The sequence below is a fragment of the Streptomyces sp. NPDC044064 genome, assembly GCF_056434245.1.
In genome coordinates this window covers 111,490-137,925 of the sequence record NZ_JBWKFN010000015.1, presented here as the reverse complement: position 1 = coordinate 137,925, position 26,436 = coordinate 111,490, and the positions used below count along the sequence as shown (strand labels likewise).

23 protein-coding genes and 2 pseudogenes are annotated in these 26,436 nt (G+C 69.4%); 4 read left to right on the top strand and 21 right to left on the bottom strand.

Translation table 11 applies throughout. The features are described from left to right. Window positions 1-54: 54 nt before the first annotated feature. The 14 genes from nuoN to AC07DS_RS24455 are packed head-to-tail and all read right to left on the bottom strand — an operon-like array spanning window position 55 to window position 15,945. Entirely contained in the window at window positions 55-1,704 is a 1,650-nt protein-coding gene (gene nuoN / locus AC07DS_RS24520) for an NADH-quinone oxidoreductase subunit NuoN (protein ID WP_479148517.1), read from the bottom strand. Then, the gene (locus AC07DS_RS24515) at window positions 1,701-3,272 is read right to left on the bottom strand and encodes an NADH-quinone oxidoreductase subunit M (protein WP_479148516.1); all 1,572 of its coding nucleotides are present in this window, start codon (window positions 3,270-3,272) and stop codon (window positions 1,701-1,703) included. Before AC07DS_RS24515 ends, nuoN begins: the two co-directional genes overlap by 4 nt. Window positions 3,273-3,277: 5 nt before the next feature. Then, the gene (nuoL, locus tag AC07DS_RS24510; RefSeq protein WP_479148514.1) at window positions 3,278-5,173 is read right to left on the bottom strand and encodes an NADH-quinone oxidoreductase subunit L; all 1,896 of its coding nucleotides are present in this window, start codon (window positions 5,171-5,173) and stop codon (window positions 3,278-3,280) included. Window positions 5,174-5,188: 15 nt separating this feature from the next. Continuing rightward, the gene (gene nuoK / locus AC07DS_RS24505) at window positions 5,189-5,488 is read right to left on the bottom strand and encodes an NADH-quinone oxidoreductase subunit NuoK (protein ID WP_073901863.1); all 300 of its coding nucleotides are present in this window, start codon (window positions 5,486-5,488) and stop codon (window positions 5,189-5,191) included. Then, the gene (locus tag AC07DS_RS24500) at window positions 5,485-6,327 is read right to left on the bottom strand and encodes an NADH-quinone oxidoreductase subunit J (protein WP_479148512.1); all 843 of its coding nucleotides are present in this window, start codon (window positions 6,325-6,327) and stop codon (window positions 5,485-5,487) included. The genes nuoK and AC07DS_RS24500 overlap by 4 nt, the downstream gene beginning before the upstream one ends. After that, entirely contained in the window at window positions 6,324-6,953 is a 630-nt protein-coding gene (gene nuoI / locus AC07DS_RS24495) for an NADH-quinone oxidoreductase subunit NuoI (protein ID WP_479148510.1), read from the bottom strand. Before nuoI ends, AC07DS_RS24500 begins: the two co-directional genes overlap by 4 nt. Beyond that, the gene (gene nuoH, locus AC07DS_RS24490; RefSeq protein WP_479148509.1) at window positions 6,946-8,310 is read right to left on the bottom strand and encodes an NADH-quinone oxidoreductase subunit NuoH; all 1,365 of its coding nucleotides are present in this window, start codon (window positions 8,308-8,310) and stop codon (window positions 6,946-6,948) included. Before nuoH ends, nuoI begins: the two co-directional genes overlap by 8 nt. Further along, the gene (locus AC07DS_RS24485) at window positions 8,307-10,811 is read right to left on the bottom strand and encodes an NADH-quinone oxidoreductase subunit G (protein ID WP_479148507.1); all 2,505 of its coding nucleotides are present in this window, start codon (window positions 10,809-10,811) and stop codon (window positions 8,307-8,309) included. Before AC07DS_RS24485 ends, nuoH begins: the two co-directional genes overlap by 4 nt. Further along, window positions 10,808-12,151 (bottom strand): NADH-quinone oxidoreductase subunit NuoF, encoded by a 1,344-nt coding sequence (gene nuoF, locus AC07DS_RS24480; RefSeq protein WP_479148505.1) that lies wholly within the window; start codon window positions 12,149-12,151, stop codon window positions 10,808-10,810. The genes AC07DS_RS24485 and nuoF overlap by 4 nt, the downstream gene beginning before the upstream one ends. Beyond that, window positions 12,151-12,933, bottom strand: a complete 783-nt coding sequence (gene nuoE, locus AC07DS_RS24475; protein WP_479148503.1) for an NADH-quinone oxidoreductase subunit NuoE — start codon at window positions 12,931-12,933, stop codon at window positions 12,151-12,153. Before nuoE ends, nuoF begins: the two co-directional genes overlap by 1 nt. After that, complete coding sequence (locus AC07DS_RS24470) at window positions 12,930-14,270, bottom strand: NADH-quinone oxidoreductase subunit D (RefSeq protein ID WP_479148501.1); 1,341 nt, start codon at window positions 14,268-14,270, stop codon at window positions 12,930-12,932. Before AC07DS_RS24470 ends, nuoE begins: the two co-directional genes overlap by 4 nt. Next, entirely contained in the window at window positions 14,267-15,019 is a 753-nt protein-coding gene (locus tag AC07DS_RS24465) for an NADH-quinone oxidoreductase subunit C (RefSeq protein WP_479148499.1), read from the bottom strand. The genes AC07DS_RS24470 and AC07DS_RS24465 overlap by 4 nt, the downstream gene beginning before the upstream one ends. Continuing rightward, window positions 15,016-15,570 (bottom strand): NuoB/complex I 20 kDa subunit family protein, encoded by a 555-nt coding sequence (locus AC07DS_RS24460; protein ID WP_062151585.1) that lies wholly within the window; start codon window positions 15,568-15,570, stop codon window positions 15,016-15,018. The genes AC07DS_RS24465 and AC07DS_RS24460 overlap by 4 nt, the downstream gene beginning before the upstream one ends. 15 nt (window positions 15,571-15,585) lie before the next feature. Next, on the bottom strand, window positions 15,586-15,945 hold the full coding sequence (locus AC07DS_RS24455) for an NADH-quinone oxidoreductase subunit A (protein WP_003992243.1): 360 nt from the start codon (window positions 15,943-15,945) through the stop codon (window positions 15,586-15,588). A gap of 745 nt (window positions 15,946-16,690) precedes the next feature. On the opposite strand from AC07DS_RS24455, the gene AC07DS_RS24450 reads away from it, so the two are divergent. Beyond that, the gene (locus tag AC07DS_RS24450; RefSeq protein WP_145884840.1) at window positions 16,691-17,506 is read left to right on the top strand and encodes a C40 family peptidase; all 816 of its coding nucleotides are present in this window, start codon (window positions 16,691-16,693) and stop codon (window positions 17,504-17,506) included. A gap of 115 nt (window positions 17,507-17,621) precedes the next feature. On the opposite strand, the pseudogene AC07DS_RS24445 reads toward AC07DS_RS24450, so the two are convergent. Beyond that, window positions 17,622-18,437 (bottom strand): annotated as a pseudogene (locus AC07DS_RS24445) (FAD-dependent oxidoreductase); the annotation flags it as partial. A gap of 35 nt (window positions 18,438-18,472) precedes the next feature. Then, window positions 18,473-18,709 (bottom strand): annotated as a pseudogene (locus AC07DS_RS24440) (FAD-dependent oxidoreductase); the annotation flags it as partial. 125 nt (window positions 18,710-18,834) lie between these two features. Here AC07DS_RS24440 and def point away from each other — a divergent pair. Continuing rightward, on the top strand, window positions 18,835-19,458 hold the full coding sequence (def, locus tag AC07DS_RS24435; RefSeq protein ID WP_479148496.1) for a peptide deformylase: 624 nt from the start codon (window positions 18,835-18,837) through the stop codon (window positions 19,456-19,458). Here def and AC07DS_RS24430 read toward each other — a convergent pair whose 3' ends face one another. Then, window positions 19,459-20,793, bottom strand: coding sequence for a geranylgeranyl reductase family protein (locus AC07DS_RS24430; RefSeq protein ID WP_145884842.1), 1,335 nt, complete (start codon window positions 20,791-20,793; stop codon window positions 19,459-19,461). 47 nt (window positions 20,794-20,840) lie between these two features. Here AC07DS_RS24430 and AC07DS_RS24425 point away from each other — a divergent pair, with 47 nt between their 5' ends. Continuing rightward, window positions 20,841-21,347 carry a GNAT family N-acetyltransferase gene (locus tag AC07DS_RS24425; protein WP_479148493.1) on the top strand — a complete coding sequence of 169 codons (507 nt, stop codon included), beginning with the start codon at window positions 20,841-20,843 and terminating at the stop codon, window positions 21,345-21,347. Window positions 21,348-21,466: 119 nt separating this feature from the next. Beyond that, window positions 21,467-21,775: a PASTA domain-containing protein gene (locus AC07DS_RS24420; RefSeq protein ID WP_145884844.1), complete on the top strand. Its 309-nt coding sequence runs from the start codon at window positions 21,467-21,469 to the stop codon at window positions 21,773-21,775. 23 nt (window positions 21,776-21,798) lie between these two features. Here the strand turns inward: AC07DS_RS24420 and AC07DS_RS24415 are convergent, their stop codons facing one another. Genes AC07DS_RS24415 through AC07DS_RS24400 form a run of 4 tightly spaced genes read right to left on the bottom strand, consistent with a single transcriptional unit; the run spans window position 21,799 to window position 26,331 of the window. Then, the gene (locus AC07DS_RS24415; RefSeq protein ID WP_479148491.1) at window positions 21,799-22,494 is read right to left on the bottom strand and encodes a demethylmenaquinone methyltransferase; all 696 of its coding nucleotides are present in this window, start codon (window positions 22,492-22,494) and stop codon (window positions 21,799-21,801) included. Continuing rightward, window positions 22,491-23,612 carry an acyltransferase family protein gene (locus AC07DS_RS24410; protein ID WP_479148489.1) on the bottom strand — a complete coding sequence of 374 codons (1,122 nt, stop codon included), beginning with the start codon at window positions 23,610-23,612 and terminating at the stop codon, window positions 22,491-22,493. The genes AC07DS_RS24415 and AC07DS_RS24410 overlap by 4 nt, the downstream gene beginning before the upstream one ends. Then, window positions 23,612-25,858: a bifunctional polysaccharide deacetylase/glycosyltransferase family 2 protein gene (locus tag AC07DS_RS24405; RefSeq protein ID WP_479148488.1), complete on the bottom strand. Its 2,247-nt coding sequence runs from the start codon at window positions 25,856-25,858 to the stop codon at window positions 23,612-23,614. The genes AC07DS_RS24410 and AC07DS_RS24405 overlap by 1 nt, the downstream gene beginning before the upstream one ends. After that, window positions 25,855-26,331, bottom strand: a complete 477-nt coding sequence (locus AC07DS_RS24400) for a hypothetical protein (RefSeq protein ID WP_479148486.1) — start codon at window positions 26,329-26,331, stop codon at window positions 25,855-25,857. The genes AC07DS_RS24405 and AC07DS_RS24400 overlap by 4 nt, the downstream gene beginning before the upstream one ends. Window positions 26,332-26,436 lie beyond the last annotated feature (105 nt).

Below are 26,436 nucleotides of genomic sequence, written 5' to 3'. Positions count from 1 at the left end.
ACGGCCCCGGCTCCTCGCTCGGAGGAACCGGGGCCGCAGGACGTCGCGCGGGCCTCAGCGCACGAACACGCCCGCCTGGCTCGCCAGGTTCAGGAAGTACTGCGGCGCCACACCGAGCACCACCGTGACCGCCACGCCCACCCCGATCGCCGCCATGGTCAGCGGCGACGGCACGGCCACGGTCGGGCCCTCGGGCCTCGGCTCGCTGAAGAACATCAGCACGATCACCCGGATGTAGAAGAACGCGGCGATCGCCGAGGAGATCACACCGATCACGACCAGCGGGGCCGCACCGCCGTCCGCCGCCGCCTTGAACACGGCGAACTTCCCGGCGAAGCCGGAGGTCAGCGGGATACCGGCGAAGGCCAGCAGGAACACCGCGAACACGGCCGCCACCAGCGGCGACCGGCGGCCGAGCCCGGCCCACTTGGACAGGTGCGTCGCCTCGCCGCCCGCGTCGCGCACCAGCGTGACCACCGCGAAGGCGCCGATCGTCACGAACGAGTACCCGGCCAGGTAGAACAGCACGGACGACACGCCGTCCTTCGAGGTCGCGATGACACCCGCGAGGATGAATCCGGCGTGCGCGATCGACGAGTACGCCAGCAGCCGCTTGATGTCGGTCTGCGTGATCGCGATGATCGCGCCGCCCAGCATGGTGACGACGGCCACCGCCCACATGACCGGCCGCCAGTCCCAGCGCATGCCGGGCAGGACGACGTACAGCAGGCGCAGCAGCGCGCCGAACGCCGCCACCTTCGTCGCCGCCGCCATGAAGCCGGTCACCGGGGTCGGCGCGCCCTGGTAGACGTCGGGCGTCCACATGTGGAACGGCACCGCGCCCACCTTGAAGAGCAGGCCCATCACGATCAGGGCGCTGCCGAGCAGCAGCAGAGCGTCGTTGCCCATGGTGCCCGCGAGCGCCGGGTCGACGTTGCCGACCGTGCCGTCGACGACCTGCGCGATGCGCGCGTACGACATCGAGCCCGCGTAGCCGTACAGCAGGGCGATGCCGAACAGCGTGAACGCCGAGGCGAATGCGCCGAGCAGGAAGTACTTGACCGCGGCCTCCTGCGACAGGAGCCGCTTGCGGCGGGCCAGCGCGCACAGCAGGTACAGCGGCAGGGAGAAGACCTCCAGGGCCACGAACAGTGTCAGCAGGTCGTTGGCCGAGGGGAAGATCAGCATGCCGGCGATCGCGAAGAGCAGCAGCGGGAAGACCTCGGTGGTGGTGAAGCCGGCCTTCACTGCGGCCTTCTCGCCGTCACCGCCCGGCACGGACGCGGCCTGCGCCGCGAACGAGTCGACCCGGTTGCCGTGCGCCGCCGGGTCCAGACGCCGTTCGGCGAAGGTGAACAGGGCGACCAGACCGGCCAGCAGGATCGTGCCCTGCAGGAACAGGGCCGGACCGTCGACCGCGATCGCTCCCATGGCCGCGATGTGCGCCTTCGTGGTGCCGTAGCCGTCGGCCGCCAGGGCGACCACCGCGGCGAACGCGGCACAGAGGGCCACGACAGACACGAACACCTGCGCGTAGTAGCGGGACCTGCGCGGGACGAACGCCTCGATCAGCACGCCGACCAGCGCCGCGCCGACGACGATCAGGGTCGGCGACAATTGCCCGTACTCGATCTTCGGCGTGGGGATCTTCGAGATCGGCTCGGCCGCGTTTGTCCACAGGCTGTGGACGGCTGTTGCGCTCACTTGGCCGCCTCCACCGAGGGCTTGGGATCGGTCTTGTGTACGTCGGACATGGTCTGCTTGACCGCCGGGTTGACGATGTCCGTGACGGGCTTCGGGTAGACGCCCAGGAAGATCAGCAGCACGATCAGCGGCGCGACGACCACCAGCTCGCGCGCGCGGAGGTCGGGCATCGCCGAGACCTCGGGCTTGACCGGGCCCGTCATCGTGCGCTGGTAGAGCACGAGGGTGTAGAGCGCGGCGAGCACGATGCCGAAGGTGGCGATGATGCCGATCGCCGGGTAGCGCGTGAACGTGCCGACCAGGACCAGGAACTCACTGACGAACGGCGCGAGCCCGGGCAGCGACAGAGTGGCGAGGCCGCCGATCAGGAAGGTGCCGGCGAGCACCGGGGCGACCTTCTGCACACCGCCGTAGTCGGCGATGAGGCGCGAGCCGCGCCGGGAGATCAGGAAGCCCGCGACCAGCATCAGCGCGGCCGTGGAGATGCCGTGGTTGACCATGTAGAGCGTGGCGCCGGACTGGCCCTGGGTGGTCATCGCGAAGATGCCCATGATGATGAAGCCGAAGTGCGAGATCGACGCGTAGGCGACCAGGCGCTTGATGTCCCGCTGGCCGACGGCGAGCAGGGCTCCGTAGACGATGCTGATGAGCGCCAGTACGAGGATGACGGGCGTCGCCCACTTGCTGGCCCCCGGGAACAGCTGGAGGCAGAAGCGGAGCATCGCGAAGGTGCCCACCTTGTCGACGACCGCGGTGATGAGGACGGCGACCGGGGCGGTGGCCTCCTGCATGGCGTTGGGCAGCCAGGTGTGCAGCGGCCACAGCGGCGCCTTCACCGCGAAGGCGAAGAAGAAGCCTAGGAACAGCCAGCGTTCGGTGTTCGTCGCCATGTGCAGCGAGCCGTTGGCGCGTGCCTGCGCGATCTCCTGGAGGCTGAAGTTCCCGGCGACCACGTAGAGGCCGATCACCGCGGCCAGCATGATCAGGCCGCCGACCAGGTTGTAGAGCAGGAACTTCACCGCCGCGTACGACCGCTGCGTGGAGGCCGCCTCCTCGCCGTGCTCGTGGGCACGGTCCCCGAAGCCGCCGATGAGGAAGTACATCGGGATGAGCATGGCTTCGAAGAAGATGTAGAAGAGGAAGACGTCGGTGGCCTCGAAGGAGATGACCACCATCGCCTCGACCGCCAGGATCAGCGCGAAGAAGCCCTGGGTGGGCCTCCAGCGGCGGCTGCCGGTCTCCAGCGGGTCGGCGTCGTGCCAGCCGGCGAGGATCACGAACGGGATCAGCAGCGCGGTCAGCGCGATGAGCGCCACCGCGATGCCGTCGACGCCCACCTCGTAGCGGACCCCGAAGTCGGCGATCCAGGCGTGCGATTCGGTGAGCTGGTAGCGGGCACCGTCCGGGTCGAAGCGGACCAGGACGGTGATCGCCAGGGCGAGCGTGGCGAGCGAGACCAGCAGCGCCAGCCACTTCGCGGCGGTGCGCCGTGCGGCCGGTACGGCGGCCGTGGCGACGGCCCCGATGGCCGGGAGCGCCGCCGTCGCTGTCAGCAGAGGAAAGGACATCGGTATCAGACCGCCCTCATCAGCAGGGTCGCGGCGACCAGGAGTGCCGCGCCGCCGAACATCGAGACCGCGTAGGAACGGACGAAGCCGTTCTGGACCCGGCGGAGCCGGCCCGACAGGCCGCCGAAGCCGGCCGCCGTGCCGTTGACGACGCCGTCGACCAGGGTGTGGTCGACGTACACCAGGGAGCGCGTGAGGTGCTCGCCGCCGCGCACCAGGACGACGTGGTTGAAGTCGTCCTGGAGCAGGTCGCGCCGGGCGGCCCGGGTGAGCAGCGATCCGCGCGGGGCGACGGCCGGCACGGGCTTGCGGCCGTACTGGGCCCAGGCGATGCCGACGCCGATGACCAGGCACACCATCGTCGCGCCGGTGACCGTGGCCGCGCTGACCGGCGAGTGGCCCTCGCTGTGGCCGGTGACCGGCTCCAGCCAGTGCAGGAAGCGGTCGCCGATGCTGAACAGCCCGCCGGCGAAGACCGACCCGAACGCGAGCAGGACCATCGGGATCGTCATGACCTTCGGCGACTCGTGCGGGTGCGGCTCGTTGCCGTTCTCGTCCGGCTGCCAGCGTTTCTCGCCGAAGAACGTCATCAGCATCACGCGGGTCATGTAGAACGCGGTGATGGCCGCGCCCAGCAGGGCCGCGCCGCCGAGGATCCAGCCCTGGGTGCCGCCCTTCGCGAAGGCCGCCTCGATGATCGCGTCCTTGGAGAAGAAGCCCGACAGGAACGGGAAACCGATGATGGCGAGGTAGCCGAGACCGAAGGTGATGAACGTGACCGGCATGTACTTCCTGAGGCCGCCGTACCTGCGCATGTCGACCTCGTCGTTCATGCCGTGCATGACGGAACCGGCGCCGAGGAACAGCCCGGCCTTGAAGAAGCCGTGCGTCACCAGGTGCATGATCGCGAAGACGTAGCCGATGGGGCCCAGGCCGGCGGCGAGGATCATGTAGCCGATCTGCGACATGGTCGATCCGGCCAGCGCCTTCTTGATGTCGTCCTTCGCGCAACCGACGATCGCACCGAAGAGGAGCGTGACCGCGCCGACGACGGTGACGGCGAGCTGGGCGTCCGGGGCCAGGTTGAAGATGGCCGCGGAGCGGACGATCAGGTACACGCCCGCGGTCACCATCGTCGCGGCGTGGATCAGGGCCGACACCGGGGTCGGGCCCTCCATGGCGTCCCCGAGCCAGGACTGCAGCGGCACCTGGGCGGACTTGCCGCAGGCTGCGAGCAGCAGCATCAGGCCGATCGCGGTGAGCCTGCCCTCGGAGGCGTCACCGGCGTGGCTGAAGACCGGGCCGAAGGCGAAGCTGCCGAAGGTGGTGAACATCAGCATGATCGCGATCGACAGGCCCATGTCGCCGACGCGGTTGACCAGGAAGGCCTTCTTCGCCGCCGTGGCCGCGCTGGGCTTGTGCTGCCAGAAGCCGATCAGCAGGTACGACGCGAGCCCGACGCCCTCCCAGCCGACGTACAGCAGCAGGTAGTTGTCGGCGAGGACGAGCAGCAGCATCGCCGCGAGGAACAGGTTCAGGTAGCCGAAGAAGCGGCGGCGGCGCTCGTCGTGCTCCATGTACCCGACCGAGTACAGGTGGATCAGCGAGCCGACGCCGGTGATCAGCAGGACGAAGGTCATCGACAGCTGGTCGAGGCGGAAGGTGACGTCCGCCTGGAAGCTGCCGACCGAGATCCACGTCCACAGGTGCTGGGTCAGGGTGCGGTGTTCGGCGTTCTTGCCGAGCAGGTCGGCGAAGAGGATCAGGCCGAACACGAAGGAGGCGGCCGACAGGAGCGTGCCGATCCAGTGGCCGACGGCGTCCAGCCGCCGGCCGCCGACCAGGAGGACGGCCGCTCCGAGCAGGGGCGCCGCGATGAGCAGCGCGATCAGGTTCTCCACGATTCTTCCGACCCCTTACAGCTTCATCAGGCTGGCGTCGTCGACCGAGGCCGAGTGGCGGGTACGGAACAGCGACACGATGATCGCGAGGCCCACCACGACCTCCGCGGCGGCGACGACCATCGTGAAGAAGGCGATGATCTGGCCGTCGAGGTTGCCGTGCATCCGGGAGAAGACGACGAACGCGAGGTTGCAGGCGTTGAGCATCAGCTCGATGCACATGAACACGACGATCGCGTTGCGCCGGATCAGCACCCCGGTCGCGCCGATGGTGAACAAGAGAGCGGCGAGGTAGAGGTAGTTGACGGGGTTCACTTCGACGCCTCCTCGGGCCGCTTGAACGTCGTCGGCTCGGTCTCGGTCCGCTCCAGGCGCTCCTCGGCGCGCTGTTCCAGGGCCCGCAGGTCGCCCAGTGCCTCCGCCGACACGTCACGGATCTGGCCGCGCTCGCGCAGCGTCTTGTTGACGGTCAGCTCGGAGGGGGTGCCGTCGGGCAGCAGGCCCGCGACGTCCACGGCGTTGTGCCGGGCGTAGACACCGGGGGCCGGCAGGGGCGGCAGGTGCTTGCCCTCGCGGACGCGCTGCTCGGCCAGCTCGCGCTGCGTCCTGGCACGCTCGGTGCGCTCGCGGTGGGTGAGCACCATGGCGCCGACGGCGGCCGTGATCAGCAGGGCGCCGGTGATTTCGAAGGCGAAGACGTACTTGGTGAAGATGAGGGCGGCGAGGCCCTCCACGTTGCCGTGCGCGTTCGCCTGGCCGGTGCCGTTGAACTCCTTCAGGGAGGCGTTGCCGATGCCGGCGAACAGCAGGACTCCGAAGCCGACCCCGCACAGCAGGGCCAGCCAGCGCTGGCCCTTGATGGTCTCCTTCAGCGAGTCCGCGGCCGTGACGCCGACGAGCATCACCACGAAGAGGAACAGCATCATGATCGCGCCGGTGTAGACGACGATCTGCACGATCCCGAGGAAGTAGGCGCCGTTGGCGAGGTAGAAGACCGCCAGGACGATCATGGTCCCGGCGAGGCAGAGCGCGCTGTGCACGGCCTTCTTCATGAAGACGGTGCACAGGGCGCCGATCACCGCGATCGCGCCGAGGACCCAGAACTGGAAGGCCTCACCGGTGGAGGTGGTGTAGGCCGCGAGCTGCGGGCTCATGCTTCCACCTCCTGGTCCTCGGCGGCGCCCGAAGGGCCTGCCGATTGCGGCTGTTCTCCCTTGGAGACGGCCACCTGCCGTACGGTCCCCGGCGCGGCCTCGGTCACCAGACCCCGGTAGTAGTCCTGTTCGTCGGTCCCCGGGAAGATCGCGTGGGGCGTGTCGACCATGCCCTCTTCGAGGCCGGCGAGCAGCTGCTCCTTGGTGTAGATGAGGTTGGCGCGGCTGGAGTCGGCCAGCTCGAACTCGTTGGTCATCGTCAGCGCGCGCGTGGGGCACGCCTCGATGCACAGCCCGCACAGGATGCAGCGGGCGTAGTTGATCTGGTAGACGCGGCCGTACCGCTCGCCCGGGGAGTAGCGCTCCTCGTCGGTGTTGTCGGCGCCCTCCACGTAGATGGCGTCGGCGGGGCAGGCCCAGGCGCACAGCTCGCAGCCGACGCACTTCTCCAGGCCGTCCGGATGGCGGTTGAGCTGGTGCCGTCCGTGGAACCGCGGAGCCGTGGTCTTCTGCTGCTCGGGGTACTGCTCCGTCAGCCGCTTCTTGAACATGGCCTTGAAGGTCACGCCGAAGCCGGCCACGGGATTCTGGAAACCGGGCTTGGTCTCCTTGGGCTCCTCAGCCATCGGACGCCTCCTTTCCATCCGAAGATCCGTCACTGACAGTGTCCGATCCGCCACTGACAATCAGCTCGCGGTCCCGGCGCGAGCTGCGCCTCGGCACCGGCGGCAGCTCCTGTCCGGGCAGCGGCGGTACGGGGAATCCGCCCGCCATCGGGTCGAACCCGGGCTGCTGGGCGGCGGGCTCTTCGGCCGTCTTCACCTTCTCGCGGAACATGTCGGCGATGAAGGAGATCAGCAGCAGGGCCAGGACCCCGCCGCCGACGTAGAGGGCGATGTCGGCGAAGTCGTAGTTCTCGTTGCGCAGCGCCCGCACGGTCGCGACGAGCATCAGCCAGGTCAGCGAGACCGGGATGAGAACCTTCCAGCCGAGCTTCATCAGCTGGTCGTAGCGCACGCGCGGGAGCGTGCCGCGCAGCCAGATGAAGAAGAACAGCAGCAGCTGGACCTTGATGACGAACCAGAGCAGCGGCCACCAGCCGTGGTTCGCGCCCGCCCAGAAGCCGCTGATCGGCCACGGGGCGCGCCAGCCGCCGAGGAACAGGGTGGTCGCGACGGCCGAGACCGTCACCATGTTCACGTACTCGGCGAGCATGAACATCGCGAACTTGATCGAGGAGTACTCGGTGTTGAAGCCGCCGACCAGGTCGCCCTCGGACTCCGGCATGTCGAAGGGGGCGCGGTTGGTCTCCCCGACCATCGTGACGATGTAGAGGATGAAGGAGACCGGCAGCAGCAGGATGTACCAGCGGTCCTGCTGCTGTTCGACGATCGTCGACGTCGACATCGAGCCGGAGTAGAGGAACACGGAGGCGAACGCGGCGCCCATGGCGATCTCGTAGGAGATCATCTGCGCGCAGGAGCGCAGGCCGCCGAGCAGCGGGTAGGTGGATCCGGAACTCCAGCCCGCGAGGACGATGCCGTAGATGCCGACGGAGGCGACCGCGAGGATGTAGAGCATCGCGATCGGCAGGTCGGTCAGCTGCATCGTGGTGCGGTGCCCGAAGATCGAGATCTCGTCGTCGGCCGGGCCGAAGGGGATCACCGCGATCGCCATGAAGGCCGGGATGGCCGCGACGATCGGCGCGAGGACGTAGACCACCTTGTCCGCGCGCTTGACGATGATGTCTTCCTTGAGCATCAGCTTGATGCCGTCGGCGAGCGACTGGAGCATGCCCCAGGGGCCGTGCCGGTTGGGGCCGATGCGCAGTTGCATCCAGGCGACGACCTTGCGCTCCCAGACGATGGAGAACAGCACGGTCACCATCAGGAAGGCGAAGCAGAACACCGCCTTGATGACGACCAGCCACCAGGGGTCGCGGCCGAACATCGAGAGGTCTTCAGCGGCGAGGTACGGGCTCATGCCTCCACCTCCTTGGGGGCCGCGTCGGCGCGTGCCGCCGGGCCGATGCGGACGAGGGAGCCGGGCTGCGCGCCGGTGCCGGAGGCGACGCCCGAGCCGACGGAGTTCAGCGGGAGCCAGACCACCCGGTCGGGCATCTCGGTGATCTGGAGGGGGAGTTCGACCGTGCCGGCCGATCCGGTGACGGCGAGGAGATCGCCGTCCCCGACGCCGGCCTCGGCGGCGGTCGCCGACGACACGCGCGCGCGTGCGGCGTGCCGGGTGCCGGCCAGCGCCTCGTCGCCCTCCTGCAGGACACCGTGGTCGAGCAGCAGCCGGTGTCCGGCGAGTACGGCCTCCCCCGCGGCGGGGCGGGGCAGCGAGGCCGCGGTCTCCGTGGGCTCGGAGGCGTGCGGGCCGTCCCAGGCGCCGAGCCGGTCGATCTCCGCGCGCGCGGTGCGCAGGTCCGGCAGGCCCAGGTGGACGTCCATCGCGTCGGCCAGCATCTGCAGCACACGCCCGTCGGTCGGGGCGAGGCGGCGGGTCATCTGGTCGGGCTTGAGCGCGGCCTCGAAGAAGCGGACCCTGCCTTCCCAGTTGAGGAAGGTGCCGGCCTTCTCGGCGACCGCGGCGACGGGCAGGACGACGTCGGCGCGCTCGGTGACCTCGCTGGGCCGCAGCTCCAGCGACATCAGGAAGCCGACGCTGTCGAACGCCTCACGCGCGCGTGCGGGGTCGGGCAGGTCGGCGGCCTCGACACCGGCGACCACCAGGGCCGACAGTTCGCCGGTGGCGGCGGCCTCGATGATCTGGTGGGTGTCGCGGCCGTAGCGCAGGGGCAGTTCGGAGATCCCCCAGGCGGCGGCGACCTCCTCCCGCGCGCGCGGGTCGGTCGCCGGGCGGCCGCCCGGCAGCAGCGCCGGCAGCGCGCCCACCTCGACGGCGCCGCGCTCGCCCGCCCGCCGCGGGATCCACACGAGCTGTGCGCCGGTCGCGGCGGCAGTGCGTACGGCGGCGGTGAGTGCGCCGGCCACCGCGGCGAGCCGCTCTCCCACCACGATCACCGCGCCCTCGGTGCGCAGAGCCTCGGCGGCCTTCGTGCCGGGCTCCTCCAGGCCGACACCGCTCGCGAGGGCGTCCAGCCACTCGCTCTCGGTGCCGGGAGCGGCCGGCAGCAGCGTGCCGCCCGCCTTCTCCAGGCCGCGGGTGGCGTGTGTGGCCAGTGAGAACACCCGCTGCTTGTGCTTGCGCCAAGCCTTGCGCAGCCGCAGGAAGACGCCGGGCGCCTCCTCCTCCGACTCGAACCCGACGAGCAGGACGGCGGGCGCCTTCTCCAGGGAGGTGTACGTGACGCCCGTGCCGTCGAGGTCACGGCCGCGGCCGGCCACCCGGGCAGCCAGGAAGTCGGCCTCCTCGCCGCTGTGCACGCGCGCGCGGAAGTCGATGTCGTTCGTGTCGAGTGCCACGCGCGCGAACTTGCTGTACGCGTAGGCGTCCTCGACGGTCAGGCGGCCGCCGACGAGGACACCGGCCCGGGAGCGGGCGGCGCTCAGGCCGCGTGCCGCCGCTTCCAGCGCCTCGGGCCAGGAGGCGGGCTCCAGGACACCTTCGGCGTTGCGCACGAGCGGGGTGTCGAGGCGGTCCTTGAGCTGCGCGTACCGGAACGCGAAGCGTCCCTTGTCGCAGATCCACTCCTCGTTGACCTCGGGGTCGTTGGCGGCGAGCCGCCGCATGACCTTGCCGCGCCGGTGGTCGGTGCGGGTCGCGCAGCCGCCGGAGCAGTGCTCGCACACCGACGGCGAGGAGACGAGGTCGAAGGGGCGGGAGCGGAAACGATAGGCCGCTGAGGTGAGCGCGCCGACCGGGCAGATCTGGATGGTGTTCCCGGAGAAGTACGACTCGAAGGGGTCGCCCTCGCCGATGCCGACCTGCTGGAGCGCGCCCCGCTCGAGCAGCTCGATCATCGGGTCGCCCGCGACCTGGTTGGAGAAGCGGGTGCAGCGGGCGCACAGCACGCACCGCTCGCGGTCGAGCAGCACCTGAGTGGAGATCGGGACGGGCTTCTCGTACGTCCGCTTGCGGCCCTCGAAGCGGGACTCCGCGTTGCCGTGCGACATGGCCTGGTTCTGCAGCGGGCACTCGCCGCCCTTGTCGCACACCGGGCAGTCCAGCGGGTGGTTGATGAGCAGCAGCTCCATCACACCGTGCTGCGCCTTCTCGGCGGCCGGGGACGTGAGGTGGGTCTTCACCACCATCCCGTCCGTACACGTGATCGTGCAGGACGCCATCGGCTTGCGCTGGCCCTCGACCTCGACGATGCACTGACGGCAGGCACCGACCGGGTCCAGGAGGGGGTGGTCGCAGAAGCGGGGGATCTCGATGCCGAGCTGCTCGGCGGCGCGGATGACCAGGGTGCCCTTGGGCACGCTGATCTCCACACCGTCGATCGTCAGCGTGACGAGGTCCTCCGGCGGGACCGCCGCCTCTCCCCCTCCGGAGGGAGCGCTGGTGGTCACGGTCATGCGTTCACCTCCGGGCGGTCGGCCCAGGCCGTCGACTTTGCCGGGTCGAAGGGGCAGCCCCGGCCCGTGATGTGCTGCTCGTACTCCTCGCGGAAGTACTTGAGCGAGGAGAAGATCGGCGAGGCGGCGCCGTCGCCGAGGGCGCAGAAGGACTTGCCGTTGATGTTGTCGGCGATGTCGTTCAGCTTGTCGAGGTCGGACATGACGCCCTTGCCGGCCTCGATGTCCCGCAGCAATTGCACGAGCCAGTAGGTCCCTTCACGGCAGGGTGTGCACTTGCCGCAGGACTCGTGGGCGTAGAACTCGGTCCAGCGGGTCACCGCCCGCACCACGCAGGTCGTCTCGTCGAAGCACTGCAGGGCCTTGGTGCCGAGCATGGAACCCGCGGCGCCCACTCCTTCGTAGTCGAGCGGGACGTCGAGGTGCTCGTCGGTGAACATCGGCGTCGAGGACCCGCCCGGCGTCCAGAACTTGAGGCGATGCCCGGGCCGCATGCCGCCGCTCATGTCGAGGAGCTGGCGCAGGGTGATGCCGAGCGGCGCCTCGTACTGGCCGGGGCTCGCGACATGACCGCTGAGCGAGTAGAGCGTGAAGCCGGGCGACTTCTCGCTCCCCATCGACCTGAACCATTCCTTGCCGTTTTTCAGAATGGCGGGAACCGACGCGATCGACTCGACGTTGTTCACAACAGTCGGGCAGGCATAGAGCCCCTCGACCGCAGGGAAAGGGGGACGGAGCCGCGGTTGACCACGGCGGCCTTCGAGCGAGTCGAGCAGTGCGGTCTCCTCACCGCAGATGTACGCGCCGGCGCCGGCGTGCACGGTGAGTTCGAGGTCGAGTCCACTGCCCAGGATGTTCTCGCCGAGGTATCCCGCCGCGTGGGCCTCGCGCACGGCCTCGTGCAACCGCCGCAGAACGGGAACGACCTCACCACGCAGATAGATGAAGGCATGCGACGACCTGATGGCATAGCACGCGATCACAATGCCCTCGATGAGGCTGTGCGGGTTCGCGAAGAGGAGCGGGATGTCCTTGCAGGTCCCGGGCTCCGACTCGTCGGCGTTGACAACTAGATAGTGCGGTTTTCCATCACCCTGGGGAATGAACTGCCACTTCATTCCGGTCGGGAATCCCGCGCCGCCGCGCCCGCGCAGACCTGAGTCCTTGACGTACGCGATCAGGTCGTCCGGCGACATGGCGAGCGCCTTGCGGAGCCCCTCGTACCCCTCGTGCCTCCGGTAGACGTCCAGAGTCCAGGACCGGTCCTCGTCCCAGAAGGCCGACAGCACGGGTGCGAGCAGCTTCTCGGGGCTGGTGTCCTTGAGTTCGGTCACGGTCATCACTCCCCCTCCTCCTCGACACGGCCCGCGGACGGAGCGTCCTGTGGTTCCTGGCCGCGCGGATGGACCACGCGCGCGGGTGCGGCCTCTCCCCTTGCCAGGCGAAGGCCCACCAGCGAAGCGGGTCCCGCACTGCCGCTCTCCTCGACGGCCCCTGGCCGCTCGTCGGGGAAGCCGGCCAGGATCCGCGCGGTCTCCTTGAAGGTGCACAGCCGCGCCCCGCGCGTGGGCTGCACGGGCCGTCCGGCACGCAGGTCGTCGACCAGACGCCTGGCGCTGCCGGGGGTCTGGTTGTCGAAGAACTCCCAGTTGACCATCACGACCGGCGCGAAGTCGCAGGCCGCGTTGCACTCGATGTGCTCCAGGGTGACCTTGCCGTCGTCGGTGGTCTCGCCGTTGCCGACGCCCAGGTGCTCCTGGAGGGTCTCGAAGATCGCGTCGCCGCCCATCACCGCGCACAGCGTGTTGGTGCACACGCCGACCTGGTAGTCACCGGACGGCTTGCGCCGGTACATGGTGTAGAAGGTGGCGACGGCGGTGACCTCGGCCGTGGTCAGGTCCAGCATGTCCGCGCAGAACTGCATTCCGGTGCGCGTGACATGCCCCTCCTGCGACTGCACGAGGTGGAGCAGCGGCAGCAGGGCGGACCTGGAGTCCGGGTAGCGCGCGATCAGCTCGCGCGCGTCCGTCTCCAGCCGGGCCCGGACGTCGTCCGGGTACGCAGGTGCGGGCAGTTCGGGCATGCCCAGGCTGACGCCCCGCTCCGAGGAACTGGTGGTCACCGGTCGACGCCTCCCATCACGGGGTCGATGGACGCCACCGCGACGATGACGTCGGCGACCTGGCCGCCCTCGCACATCGCCGCCATGGCCTGCAGGTTGGTGAAGGACGGGTCGCGGAAGTGGACCCGGTAGGGGCGGGTGGCGCCGTCGGAGACGGCGTGCACCCCGAGTTCGCCCTTGGGTGACTCGACGGCCACGTACGCCTGTCCGGGCGGGACGCGGAAGCCTTCGGTGACCAGCTTGAAGTGGTGGATCAGGGCCTCCATGGAGGTGCCCATGATCTTCTTGATGTGGTCGAGGGAGTTGCCGAGTCCGTCCGGTCCCAGGGCGAGCTGGGCGGGCCAGGCGATCTTCTTGTCGGCGACCATGACCGGGCCGGGCTGGAGCCGGTCCAGGCACTGCTCGACGATCCGGAGCGACTGGCGCATCTCCTCCAGGCGGACCAGGAAGCGGCCGTAGGAGTCGCAGCTGTCGGCGGTCGGGACGTCGAAGTCGTATGTCTCGTAGTCGCAGTACGGCTGGGCCTTGCGCAGGTCGTGCGGCAGGCCGGCGGAGCGCAGGATCGGACCGGTGGCGCCGAGGGCCATGCAGCCGGCCAGGTCGAGGTAGCCGACGTCCTGCATACGGGCCTTGAAGATGGGGTTCCCGGTGGCGAGCTTGTCGTACTCCGGGAGGTTCTTCTTCATCTTCTTCACGAACTCGCGGATCTGGTCCACCGCGCCGGGCGGCAGGTCCTGGGCGAGTCCGCCGGGCCTGATGTACGCGTGGTTCATGCGCAGGCCCGTGATGAGCTCGTAGATGTCGAGAATCATTTCACGATCACGGAATCCGTAGATCATGACCGTGGTGGCGCCCAGCTCCATGCCACCGGTGGCGATGCACACCAGGTGGGAGGACATCCGGTTCAGCTCCATCAGGAGCACCCGGATGATCTTGGCGCGCTCGGTGATCTGGTCCTCGATACCGAGGAGCTTCTCGACGGCGAGGCAGTAGGCGGTCTCGTTGAAGAAGGACGTCAGGTAGTCCATGCGCGTCACGAACGTGGTGCCCTGCGTCCACGTGCGGTACTCGAGGTTCTTCTCGATGCCCGTGTGGAGGTAGCCGATGCCGCAGCGGGCCTCGGTGACCGTCTCGCCCTCGATCTCCAGGATCAGACGGAGCACTCCATGGGTGGACGGGTGCTGGGGCCCCATGTTGACGACGATGCGCTCGTCGTCGGCGCGGGCCGCGGACTGGACGACCTCGTCCCAGTCGCCACCGGTGACCGTATATACGGTGCCCTCGGTGGTCTCGCGTGCCGAGGCGGTGGAGGCCGCGGATGCTGACTGCGTGCTCACGAGTACGACCTCCGCTGGTCCGGAGCCGGGATCTGGGCGCCCTTGTACTCGACGGGGATGCCGCCGAGGGGGTAGTCCTTGCGCTGCGGATGGCCCTGCCAGTCGTCCGGCATCATGATCCGCGTCAGGGCCGGGTGACCGTCGAAGACGATCCCGAAGAAGTCGTAGGTCTCGCGCTCGTGCCAGTCGTTGGTCGGATAGACGGAGACCAGGGACGGGATGTGCCGATCACTGTCGGGGGCGCTGACCTCCAGGCGGACGAGCCGGTTGTGGGTGATCGAGCGCAGGTGGTACACGGCGTGCAGCTCGCGTCCCTTGTCGCTCGGGTAGTGGACGCCGCTGACGCCCGTGCACAGCTCGAAGCGAAGGGCCGGGTCGTCGCGCAGGGTGCGGGCGACACGGAGCAGGTGCTCGCGTTCGATGTGGAAGGTGAGCTCGTCCCGGTCGACGACCGTCTTCTCGATGGCGTTCTCCGGGAGGAGTCCCTGCTCCTCCAGGGCGCCCTCCAGCTCGTCGGCGACCTCGTCGAACCAGCCGCCGTAGGGCCGGTTCGCCGGTCCCGGGAGCCGGACCGAGCGGACCAGGCCTCCGTAGCCGGAGGTGTCGCCGCCCTTGTCGGCGCCGAACATGCCGCGCTGGACGCGGATCTCCTCGCCGCCCTGGCCGCGCTGGCCGGGGAGGTTGGAGGCGGCGAGGTCCTTCTCGGGGTTCACCCCGTTCGCGCCGTTGGTGCCGTTCGCGTCGCTCACTGCAGCAGCCCCTTCATCTCGATGGTGGGCAGGGCCTTGAGCGCCGCCTCCTCCGCCTCGCGGGCCGCCTCCTCGGCGTTCACGCCGAGCTTGGAGGTCTGGATCTTCTGGTGGAGCTTGAGGATCGCGTCCATCAGCATCTCGGGCCGCGGCGGACAGCCGGGGAGGTAGATGTCGACGGGGACGATGTGGTCGACGCCCTGGACGATCGCGTAGTTGTTGAACATGCCGCCCGAGGAGGCGCAGACGCCCATGGAGATCACCCACTTGGGATTGGGCATCTGGTCGTAGACCTGCCTGAGCACCGGCGCCATCTTCTGGCTGACCCGGCCGGCGACGATCATCAGGTCCGCCTGGCGCGGTGAGCCGCGGAAGACCTCCATGCCGAAGCGCGCGAGGTCGTAGCGGCCGGCGCCGGTGGTCATCATCTCGATGGCGCAGCACGCCAGGCCGAAGGTGGCGGGGAAGACGGACGCCTTGCGCACCCAGCCCGCGGCCTGTTCGACGGTGGTCAGCAGGAAGCCGCTCGGCAGCTTTTCTTCGAGTCCCATGTCTCTAAAGGCCCCTCAGTCCCATTCCAGGCCGCCGCGCCGCCATACGTACGCGTACGCGACGAAGACGGTGAGCACGAAGAGCAGCATCTCCACGAGCCCGAAGATCCCCAGGGCGTCGAAGGTGACGGCCCAGGGGTAGAGGAAGACGATCTCGATGTCGAAGACGATGAAGAGCATCGCCGTCAGGTAGTACTTGATGGGAAAGCGCCCGCCGCCGGCCGGCGTGGGGGTCGGCTCGATACCGCACTCGTAGGCCTCGAGCTTGGCGCGGTTGTACCGCTTCGGACCGATCAGCGTGGCCATGACCACGGAGAAGATCGCAAAGCCTGCCCCGAGGGCTCCCAGTACGAGGATGGGCGCATACGCGTTCACCGCTCCTCGCTCCTCTCAGTCGGCACTGACTGGTGGCGGTTGCACTGGGCTCACACCCGCCTCACCGGTCCCACGAGCCCCGCTCGTCCCGGGCGAAGATCGAGAACATGTGAAGCAGGTCACAAGCCCAACTGCCTCGCATCTTATGCCCGCCGCTCTGTGATCTGCGACACGGGGTATTACACAAGCTTTGTGATCTCCACCACCTGACGAAGGATCATGAAGTCGGATGATGGGTGATCTTCGTACGCGAAGCGTCCAGGTGATCACCAGAAGTGACATTTTCGCTCGTCACCGCAGGCCGGAGGGGGCGTCTCAATATCAAGAGAGTTCCTCTGCATGCAAATTGGTGCTGGACCCGGCGTCCTGATAGAGGACCGCGTTCACACATCAGAGGGAGCCCCGAGGCGGGATGTGGACGTGCGGCGAATGCGTGCACACGTTCACGAGCTCCCGCCCGCGCGTGACGCCGCCCCTCCGGTAACCGTTCCGTGACCTCCGCCACATCCATGAGAGCGGCCTGAGAACCGGGCTTGGCCATCCACCCGAACCAGTGGTAGGCGCGGGGCAATTCGGACGTAATGATCAAAGACCGTGATCAAGGCCTTGATCACGGTCGTCCGCAATGTCCGTTACGGCGTCAATAAAGAGCGACACGCCGGGGCTTCGGGGGCTCGATTGAACAACTGTGGCGCAGCACACGTTTCTTGAAGATATGAAGGAGCCCCTGGTACCGGTTATTCCCATGTCCCACACCGCTCACATACGCAGCCACCGGAAGCCCCGCCGCAGCGCGTCGACCATCGCCGTGCGGGCCGGAGTCGCCGGTGGCGTCCTCAGCACCCTGGCAGTCGCCGGGGCGTCCGGCGCGGCGAACGCTGCCGAGCCGGTGACGCAGACCCTCGAACTGCCCACCCTGACGGCCGACCTGGCCTCTCAGGTCGCCCAGTCCGCGGACGCCACACAGCAGGCCGCCGCGAACTACCAGCTGCAGGCCGAGCGCGATCAGGCCGCCGCAAACGCCGCGAAGCAGGCCAAGTCAGACCTCGCGGACGCGAAGCAGAAGGCGGCGGAGGCCAAGAAGAAGGCTCAGGAGGCCGCCCGCAAGGCCGCCGCCGAGCGTGCCTCGCGCAACGCGGAGCGGACGACCCTCTCCACCACGGCGAGCACCGGCTCGAGCACCTCCACCAGCACGTCCACGGCCACCGGTTCGGCCGCGGCGGTGCTCGCCTTCGCCAAGGCGCAGATCGGCAAGAGCTACGTTCTGGGTGCCTCCGGCCCCAACGCGTGGGACTGCTCCAGCCTCGTGCAGGCCGCCTTCAAGCAGGTCGGCATCAGCCTGCCGCGCGTCTCCCAGGACCAGTCGACCCAGGGCACCCAGGTCTCGCTGAGCAACCTGCAGCCGGGCGACATCCTCTACTGGGGCAGCGCGGGCAGCGCGTACCACGTGGCGATCTATGCCGGCGACGGCATGTTCGTCGGTGCGCAGAACCCGTCGACGGGCATCGTGGAGAAGCCGCTGTCATACGACCCGCCGACCGGCGCCGTGCGGGTGCTCTGAGCACTCGGCACACCACTCACGCGCGTAGGGCCGCAGCCGCTCGGGGGCAGCGGCCCTTCGGGCTCGTCCCGCCCCTCACCTTCTGGACGATCCAGGCAAATTCGCCCTATTGGACTCATCCCAGGTCGAAGGTGTTGGGCAGACCGAGCCGGTAGCGCAGCTCGTCGACACGCTTGAGCGGTTCCATCTCGGGCGGGCGGAACAGCTCCCGGATCCGGCAACGCCCGGTGTCCGAATTGTCCGCGTCCAGAAGAGCGTTGACGGCCCTGCGCGCGGACTCGTTGGCGCCCTCCATCGTCGACAGGTCCACATCCGTGCGGACGTAGTCGCCGGCGAGGAAGAAGTCGGGCACCGCCGTCCTCGCCGGCGGACGGTTGCAGAGCGTTCCCGTGGGGTGGATGAGGAGCCGTTCCCGGTTCTGCGGGTCGGGGCCGCCCAGGCCGGTCACCGCGGGGTCCACGAACCAGCCGAGCCGGCCCTAGTCCCTGAGCGTCACCCTGCCGGAGTCGTTCACCCCGTGCTCAGCTGGGCCCAGAGCTCGGCGACGATCTCCTCCTCGGTGCAGGCGCGTGCCGTCTTGCCGTACAGGATGCCGGGCTTGTCCCATTCGGAGACGATCGCGGACAGACAGTCGTGGGCCTGTCCGTCCCCGCAGTCGCGGGCGAAGTCCCGCACGTCCCAGAACTGGGCCTGGCCGATGCCCGTCACCGCCCAGGGTGAGTCGAGGCAGTTGATGTGCCCGTGGACCACCGGTGTGGGCGTGCGCAGATAGAACTGGACGCCGGTCATCCAGTCGGTCCTCAGCGCGTCGCAGCGGCCGAGCCGGGGTCGGCGGCGCGCAGGGCCCGGCCCCAGGTCGCGCGCGGGCGTGTTCGACGGGCAGCGCGGAGACGTAGTGGTCGGCGGTGGCCGTGCGCTCGGGGCCGCCGTCCCGGGCCGAGTGCCCGCAGCGGGGACGTCCAACGAGCGGGCCTTGCCGCCGAGGTGGTCGTAGTACTCGTAGACGGTGACGGCGTAGCCGCGTTCGGCGAGTTCGCGGGCGGCGCTGAGGCCGGAGACCCCGCCGCCGAGGACGGCGACCCGCTTGCCGGCGGCCGGGGTCGCCGCAGCGGCCGTCGAGGCCGTCCCCGGGGCGGCAGCGGCCACGCCCCCGGCGACCGTTCCCCGGCCGCTGTCAGGAAGCGTCTCCGGGAGGGCCGACATGTCCGGCGAGCCCCTGTGACTGCTGCGCGTGTTCTGTTGTCATGAGTCCCGGAGGGCAGGAGGGGCGCCGGAGGCCCGCTGCCCTGTCGCCCACAGCATCCTCGCAAACACAGGGAGACACAGCGATGCCACGCGTGTTCGTCCAGGGCAGCCCCGCCGACCACTACCCGCGCCACGCCCCCGAGGCCGGGCGCGGTGCGGTGCGCCGTATCACCGAGGTCGGGGAGGAGGTCCTGCACAAGCCCTGCCGGGACGTCACGGAGTTCGGGCCCGACCTCGCCGCGCTCATCGACGACATGTTCCTCACCATGTACGTCGCCGAGGGCGCGGGGCTGGCGGCGAACCAGGTCGGGGTCGATCTGCGCCTGTTCGTGTACGACTGCCCCGATGACGACGGAGTCCGGCATGTCGGGCACATCGTCAATCCCGTGCTGGAGACGCCCCTGAGCGGCCGGCGGCTGCTGGACGAGGGCGAGGGGTGCCTGTCGGTGCCGGGCGCCGTCATGGCCGTACCGCGGCCGGACCGGGCCGTCGTACGCGGGCAGGACAGGGACGGCAAGGCCGTGGTCGTCGAGGGCACGGGGTACTTCGCGCGCTGCCTCGCCCATGAGACCGACCACACCAACGGGTACATCTACCTGGATCGGCTCTCCAAGCGGGATAAAAAGGACGCGCTGCGGCAGATGGCGGACCGGCGGGACGAGGTGTACGCCCGCCGGACCGCCAACGCGGCGGCTCTCAGCGCCTGATCACGCCTTCGGGGCCACCTTGCTCAGGCCGTTGATGATGCGGTCCATCGCGTCGCCGCCCGTCGGGTCGGTGAGGTTCGCGAGGAGCTTCAGGGTGAACTTCATCAGCTGCGGGTGGGTGAGACCGCGCTGGGCGGCGATCTGCATGACCTTCGGGTTGCCGATGAGCTTCACGAAGGCGCGGCCGAGCGTGTAGTAGCCGCCGTAGGTGTCCTTGAGGACGCGCGGGTAGCGCTGCAGGGCGATCTCGCGCTGGGCGGGCGTGGCCCGCGCGTGGGCCTGGACGATGACGTCGGCGGCGATCTGGCCGGACTCCATGGCGTAGGCGATGCCCTCGCCGTTGAAGGGGTTCACCAGGCCGCCGGCGTCGCCGACGAGCAGCAGGCCCTTGGTGTAGTGCGGCTGGCGGTTGAAGGCCATGGGGAGGGCGGCGCCGCGGATGGGCCCGGTCATGTTCTCGGGGGTGTAGCCCCACTCCTGCGGCATGGACGCGCACCAGGCCTTCAGGACCTCCCGCCAGTCCAGCTCCTTGAAGGAGGCGGAGGTGTTGAGCACACCGAGGCCCACGTTGGAGGTGCCGTCGCCCATGCCGAAGATCCAGCCGTAGCCGGGCAGCAGACGGTCCTGGGCGCCGCGGCGGTCCCACAGTTCCAGCCAGGACTCCAGGTAGTCGTCCTCGTGGCGCGGCGAGGTGAAGTACGTGCGCACCGCGACACCCATCGGACGGTCCTCACGGCGGTGCAGGCCCATCGCCAGGGACAGGCGGGTGGAGTTGCCGTCGGCGGCGACGACGAGCGGCGCGCGGAAGGTGACCTCGCGCTTCTCCTCGCCGAGCTTGGCGGTCACGCCGGTGATGCGGCCCGTCCGGTCGTCGACGACCGGACCGCTGACGTTGCACAGCTCGAAGAGCCGCGCTCCCGCCTTCTGGGCCTGGCGGGCGAGTTGCTCGTCGAAGTCGTCGCGCTTGCGGACGAGACCGTAGTTCGGGTAGGCGGCGAGATCCGGCCAGTCCAGCTGGAGCCGCGAGCCGCCACCGATGATGCGCAGGCCCTTGTTGCGCAGCCAGCCTGCCTCTTCGGAGATGTCGATGCCCATGGCCACGAGCTGCTTGACCGCGCGCGGGGTGAGGCCGTCACCGCAGACCTTCTCCCGGGGGAACTCGGTCTTCTCCAGCAGGAGGACGTCGAGTCCGGCCTTGGCGAGGTGGTACGCGGTGGTGGAGCCGGCTGGCCCCGCGCCCACGACGATCACATCGGCGGTGTTGTCGGAGAGGGGCTCGGTCACGGCGGGATCTCCCCAAGGTTCGAAATCTGCGTGCCGACCGGCACTGGACATGGGCAGTCTATTCAGCAGAATTGATCACCCGGCTGAAGGGCTGCCCCGTGAACCGAGCTCTCCCCGCAGTACAGCTGCGAGTGCCCACCGACGAGGACGCGTTCGCCTGGCACCGGGTCTTCGACGACCCCGAGGTCATGGAGTTCCACGGCGGCAGATCGGCCGAGCTCTCGGTCTACGAGGAGCTGACCGCACGCCAGCGCCGGCACGACGCGGAGCGGGGGTTCTGCCTGTGGTCGGTGCTGGACGACTCCGGTGACGTCGTCGGATTCACCGGCGCCCAGCCGTGGCCGCACGAGTGGGGGCCGTCGGGCGAGATCGAGATCGGCTGGCGGCTCGGCCGGGCGCACTGGGGCCGGGGGTACGCCTCGGCGGCCGCCGAGGCGACCCTGGAGCGGCTGCGGGCGCTGGGGGTGCCGCAGGTGGTGGCGATGGTCGACGCGCGCAACGAGCGCTCCATCGCGGTCACCCGGCGCCTGGACATGCGGCTCGCGCAGACGTTCGTGACCCCGTCCTCGGAACGCGAGGGGCACTGCTACCGACTTGATCTGTGACTTTGAGTAACCAAGTGTTACAGAAAGCCACATGACGCTTCCGGGGGACGCACACCCGGGTTACCCTTCCAGTACCGCTGGGGGTGACATCTGTGCACATAACACCCAAAACACCCGAAGTGCGCGTTCCTCGTCTGGTCGGCCTCATGGCCATGGACGCGCGCGAGACGGCCCAGGCGCGGGGTCTGTTCCTGAACGCGCCGGACCGCCCGGAATTCCATCTCACGGTCGTCGACTACGTCGTACGGCAGTACCCGCAGCCCGGCGCCGAGGTGCCGCGGGACTCCATGGTGTACGTGTGGTTCGACTTCGGTGAGGGCGAGGGCGGCGGGGGCGTGCGCGAGCCACGCATCCCACGGCCGCCCAGAGGCGGAATGCAACGCGAACTGGGCGAGCCCGGCGACGCCTTCGAGATGATCGACCGGTGAGACGCCGGCCCCGCCGCCGGGGCTCAGCTCTCCTTGAAGCCCCGGTGCAGCGCGACCACACCGCCGCTCAGGTTGCGCCAGGCCACTTTCGACCAGCCCGCCTTGCGCAGCCGTTCGGCGAGCGCGGGCTGGTCGGGCCAGGCACGGATGGACTCGGCGAGGTAGACGTAGGCGTCCGGGTTCGAGGACACCGCGCGCGCGACCGGCGGCAGCGCCCGCATCAGGTACTCGGTGTAGACGGTCCGGAACGGCGCCCACGTCGGGTGCGAGAACTCGCAGATCACCACCCGGCCGCCGGGCCGGGTCACCCGGTACATCTCACGCAGCGCCGCGTCCGTTTCCTGCACGTTGCGCAGGCCGAAGGAGATCGTCACGGCGTCGAAGGTGTCGTCCTTGAACGGCAGCCTCGTCGCGTCGCCGGCGGTGAACGGCAGCCAGGTGTGCTTCTTCTTGCCGACCTGGAGCATCCCCAGCGAGAAGTCGCAGGGGACCACGTACGCGCCCGTCTGCGCGAAGGGCAGCGAGGAGGTCGCCGTGCCGGCCGCGAGGTCGAGGACCTTCTGCGCGGGGCGCGCGTCGACCGCCTTCGCCACCTCCTTGCGCCAGCGCCGGTCCTGGCCGAGCGACAGCACGTCGTTCGTCAGGTCGTACCGTTCCGCCACGTCGTCGAACATCGAGGCGACTTCGTGCGGCTGCTTGTTCAGGGAAGCGCGGGTCACCCGCCCATTCTTGCAGCACGGCCTCCCGGGACCGGTCGCGGCTTCTTCTTCGCGGCCACGTCCTCCACCCAGCCGCACGCCAGGACGAAGCCGGCGATCAGGACCCAGCCGACGGCGAACATGAACCACTGGCTCTCCAGCGGCAGGTACCTCTCGAAGGCCGGGACGTTCCAGAACCGGTCGATGAGCGGGACGGCAAGGATCAGCGCGATCTCGTGCCAGAGGTAGATCGTCACGGCCCGGGCATTGAAGATCGTCACGAGTCGGTCGGTCCGCCGAAGTCCGGTGAGCCGGGCGAAGTCGGTCCGGAAGTACGCCTTGGCCCACATCAGCGGCAGCACGAAGCCGGCCGACCAGAAGGCCTGCGCGAGCGGGTTCTCGTCGAGGTCGTACGTGCCGAAGTCCGCCCGGTGCGAGAAGGCGTACCAGCCGCCGTACCCGAGCGCGGCGAGCGACAGGGCGAGCACCGCGGAGGGCTTCAGGCGTTGCAGCACCCCGTCGCGGTGCGCGAAGCCGAGGATCCAGCAGAAGAGGTACGTCGACAGGTCCCACAGGGCGCTGCCGAAGCGGCCCGCCGGGCCCGGCCACAGGAAGTTCAGCACCAGGACCGGGGTGAGGGACAGCAGCAGCACCGGGACGGGGGCGAGCCGGAAGATCCTCAGCAGCAGCGGGGAGAGCAGGACGAACCAGAGGTACGTGCGCAGGTACCAGAGGATGTCCCAGGCCTGCTCGGCCCATGCGCTGCCCGGCGGGTCCCCGAGCGGCACGATCCAGTAGACGATCTGTGGGCCCGGCATCCAGCCGTGGACCAGCATCGCCAGGACGACGAAGAAGCCCCAGAACCAGAACGGGAGGAGCAGGCGCCTGAGGCGGCTCCTCAGCACCTTGGGGGCGGGGCGTTCCAGGGACTTCGCCATGAGGGTGCCGGCGAGGGCGAACATGACGCCCATCGAGGGGAAGAGCATGCCGCACCAGGCCCAGCCGAAGGTGTGGTAGGTCACGACCCTCACCAGGGCCACCGCTCGGAGGGTGTCGAAGTAGCGGTCGCGTGGCTGCTGCGGCCGGGCGGTGTTGCCCACGGCGGCGGTTGCGGACGCGTCCCTGCGATGGGAACCCACTAGTCCACCCCCGCCGGCGTCCCGACCTCGCCCGTGCGCTTCAGCTTCTGCCAGCGCAGGCGGCCGCCCGTGAGGGCTGTGATGCAGGAGTGGATGAGGACGAGATACATCATCTGCCGGTAGGCCAGTTGCTGCAGGGGCATCATCAGCAGGTAGCGGTACTTCTCGCGGTCGAGGCGGAAGGCGTAGGCCGCGCAGAGGAGCTGGACGCCCAGCACCGCGAGCCAGGCGAGCAGGGCCGCCCGGAGGTCGACGAAGATCATCGAGTAGACGGTGAAGACGTCGATGAGCGGGGCGAAGACCGGCGTGACGATCTGGAAGATCACCACCAGGGGCATGCCGACCCGGCCGAAGCGGCCCGAAGGGCCCCTGTCCGTCAGGGACTCGCGGTGCTTCCACAGGGCCTGCATCGTGCCGTACGACCAGCGGTAGCGCTGGGACCAGAGCTGTTTCAGCGAGCCCGGGGCCTCGGTCCACGCACGCGCGTGCTCCTGGTAGACGACCCGCCGGCCCGCGCGGTGCAGGGCGATGGTGATGTCGGTGTCCTCGGCGAGGGTGTCCTCGCTCATCCCGCCCACCTGGAGGACGGCTTCGCGGCGGAACGCGCCGATCGCGCCCGGGATCGTCGGCATGCAGCGCAGCAGGTCGTACATGCGCCGGTCGAGGTTGAAGCCCATGACGTACTCGATGTGCTGCCAGGCTCCGATGACGGTGTCGCGGTTGCCGACCTTGGCGTTGCCGGCGACCGCGCCCACCTCGGGGTCGGCGAAGGGCTGCACGAGCTGCCGTACGGTGTCCGGTTCGAAGACCGTGTCGCCGTCCATCATCACGACGATGTCTTGAGAGGCGCTGCGGACGCCGTTGTTGAGCGCGGCCGGCTTGCCCGCGTTCTCCTGGCGGACGATCCGGACGTTCGCCATGCCGAGCGACTCGGCCGCACTGCGCGCGATCCCGGACGTACCGTCGGTCGAGCCGTCGTCGACCACGATGATCTCGATCGGATGGGTACTGCGCGCCAGCGACGCGAGGGTATTGGCGATGCACTCCTTCTCGTTGTACGCCGGGACGATCACGCTCACCGGGCCGGTGACCGGCGGCCCCCAGCAGAACCGCCTTCTGTTGCGCTGCCGGTGGTGGCGGCGGGCCAGGACCAGCATCATCCCGAAGCGGCCCAGGACAGCCACGCCCACGACGAGCAGCCCGGCCGCGAGCGCGGGCACGGTCCACTCGGCGACGGCGACGGCCGCGACGAGGGCCTTGCCCTCGTACAGGGTCGTGCCGGTGGCCGTGCGGTGGGCGGCCTGCGGGCGGGAGGCGGCCGTCGTGCCGGCGGGGTCCGCGGACCCCGCCTGCCTCCCGGCCGGGCGCTGCTTCTCCATGACCCCGCTGATGGTCGTGAAGGTGTACCCCTTCGCCTTCATCTTCTCGATGTACTTCGGGAGTGCCTCGATCGTCTGGGAGCGTTCGCCACCGGCGTCGTGGAAGAGGACCGACGCACCCCGGGTGCCCTTCGGGGTCGCCCACTTGACGATCTTCGAGACGCCCGGCCGCTTCCAGTCGTCGCTGTCGGTGTCGACGAACACGCTGGTGTAGCCGTCCCGGCCGAGCTTCTTGTAGACCGGCCAGCTGTAGTTGTCGATGGCGTCCGTCTCGGAGGAGTACGGAGCGCGGAACAGGGTCGTGGTGATGCCCGCCGCCCCGGCCAGGGCGAGCTGCGTCTGCTGCATCTCGCGGGCGACGCGGGCGTCGCTCTGGTACGACAGGTCGACGTGCGTGAAGGTGTGGATGCCGACCTCGTTGCCCTGCTGGACCATCGTCCGCACGACGCCCGGGTGACGCGACACCATCGAGCCGACCAGGAAGAATGTGCCGGGGACGGCGTACTTGTGCAGGATCGCGAGGACCTGGGGGGTCCAGGTCGGGTCGGGGCCGTCGTCGAAGGTGAGCGCGATGGTCCTGGAGGGGACGGAGACCGGGGTGGCCCGGCCACCCCGGAAGGTCAGGATCGGGCCGCCGTCGAGGACCTTGGCGGGGACCTCGCCGGAGCCGGCGCCGGTGCGCACGCGCTGGTCGCCGCCGACCTCGGCGCGCAGATAGCCGTCGAGCAGCAGCACACAGGTCAGTGCCAGCAGGAGCAGCAGGGCGAGAATGACGCGGGGGCGCTGCAGCGCCGCCGCCCGGACCGCCGCCCGCTCGATGCGGGTGGGGGCGCGCCTGCGACCGCGGGAGGGCGTGGAAGTGGTCATGACTGCCGCCCGCGCCCGGTCGGTTCGGCGGCCGCGGACGAGGACACGGCCACGGCCACGGACGGGGACGGTGACGTGGACGGGGACGGGGACGGGGACGAGGGCACGGAGACGGCAGTGGATGCGGAGGGCGAAGGGATGCCGCTCGGGAGATCCGCCCGGCGGCCGATCCCGCCCTGTGGGCGGATGCCGCCGGAGTCCCGGCCGTCCGGGGCGTCACCGAAGGGAAGCAGCGAGGACGGGCTGAGGGAGGTGCCCCAGCCCATGAACGCGGCTCCGAGCACACCCGCGTACGCGAGACAGACGACGCCGACGAGCAGGCCGATCCGGCGCAGCACCTTCGAGCGACGTCCGCTGGAGTCGACGAACACGAGCCCCTCGACGGACCCGTTGCCATGTTTGCTGTGGCGACCACGTCTGGCGGCGCGACTTTCGATGGCGGGTATGGCGGGCACGGCGGGTTCGGAATGCATTCCTCGGACATTAGAAAGCCTTTATGTGACACCTTCCCGGGGATTCTTGTGAGCCGCCCGTGAAAGACCCACCAAGCTGTATTTTTCCTGAGAATGCCAAGGTGA

Coding starts and splice junctions, on each gene's coding strand:
- AC07DS_RS24460 (WP_062151585.1), bottom strand. CDS start 15,570: ATGGGACTCGAAGAAAAGCTGCCGAGCGGCTTCCTGCTGACCACCGTC.
- def (WP_479148496.1), top strand. CDS start 18,835: ATGCCACGCGTGTTCGTCCAGGGCAGCCCCGCCGACCACTACCCGCGC.
- AC07DS_RS24430 (WP_145884842.1), bottom strand. CDS start 20,793: ATGTCCAGTGCCGGTCGGCACGCAGATTTCGAACCTTGGGGAGATCCC.
- AC07DS_RS24450 (WP_145884840.1), top strand. CDS start 16,691: ATGTCCCACACCGCTCACATACGCAGCCACCGGAAGCCCCGCCGCAGC.
- AC07DS_RS24485 (WP_479148507.1), bottom strand. CDS start 10,811: ATGACCGTGACCACCAGCGCTCCCTCCGGAGGGGGAGAGGCGGCGGTC.
- nuoF (WP_479148505.1), bottom strand. CDS start 12,151: ATGACCGTGACCGAACTCAAGGACACCAGCCCCGAGAAGCTGCTCGCA.
- nuoH (WP_479148509.1), bottom strand. CDS start 8,310: ATGAGCCCGTACCTCGCCGCTGAAGACCTCTCGATGTTCGGCCGCGAC.
- AC07DS_RS24500 (WP_479148512.1), bottom strand. CDS start 6,327: ATGAGCCCGCAGCTCGCGGCCTACACCACCTCCACCGGTGAGGCCTTC.
- AC07DS_RS24400 (WP_479148486.1), bottom strand. CDS start 26,331: ATGCATTCCGAACCCGCCGTGCCCGCCATACCCGCCATCGAAAGTCGC.
- AC07DS_RS24515 (WP_479148516.1), bottom strand. CDS start 3,272: ATGTCCTTTCCTCTGCTGACAGCGACGGCGGCGCTCCCGGCCATCGGG.
- nuoI (WP_479148510.1), bottom strand. CDS start 6,953: ATGGCTGAGGAGCCCAAGGAGACCAAGCCCGGTTTCCAGAATCCCGTG.
- AC07DS_RS24405 (WP_479148488.1), bottom strand. CDS start 25,858: ATGACCACTTCCACGCCCTCCCGCGGTCGCAGGCGCGCCCCCACCCGC.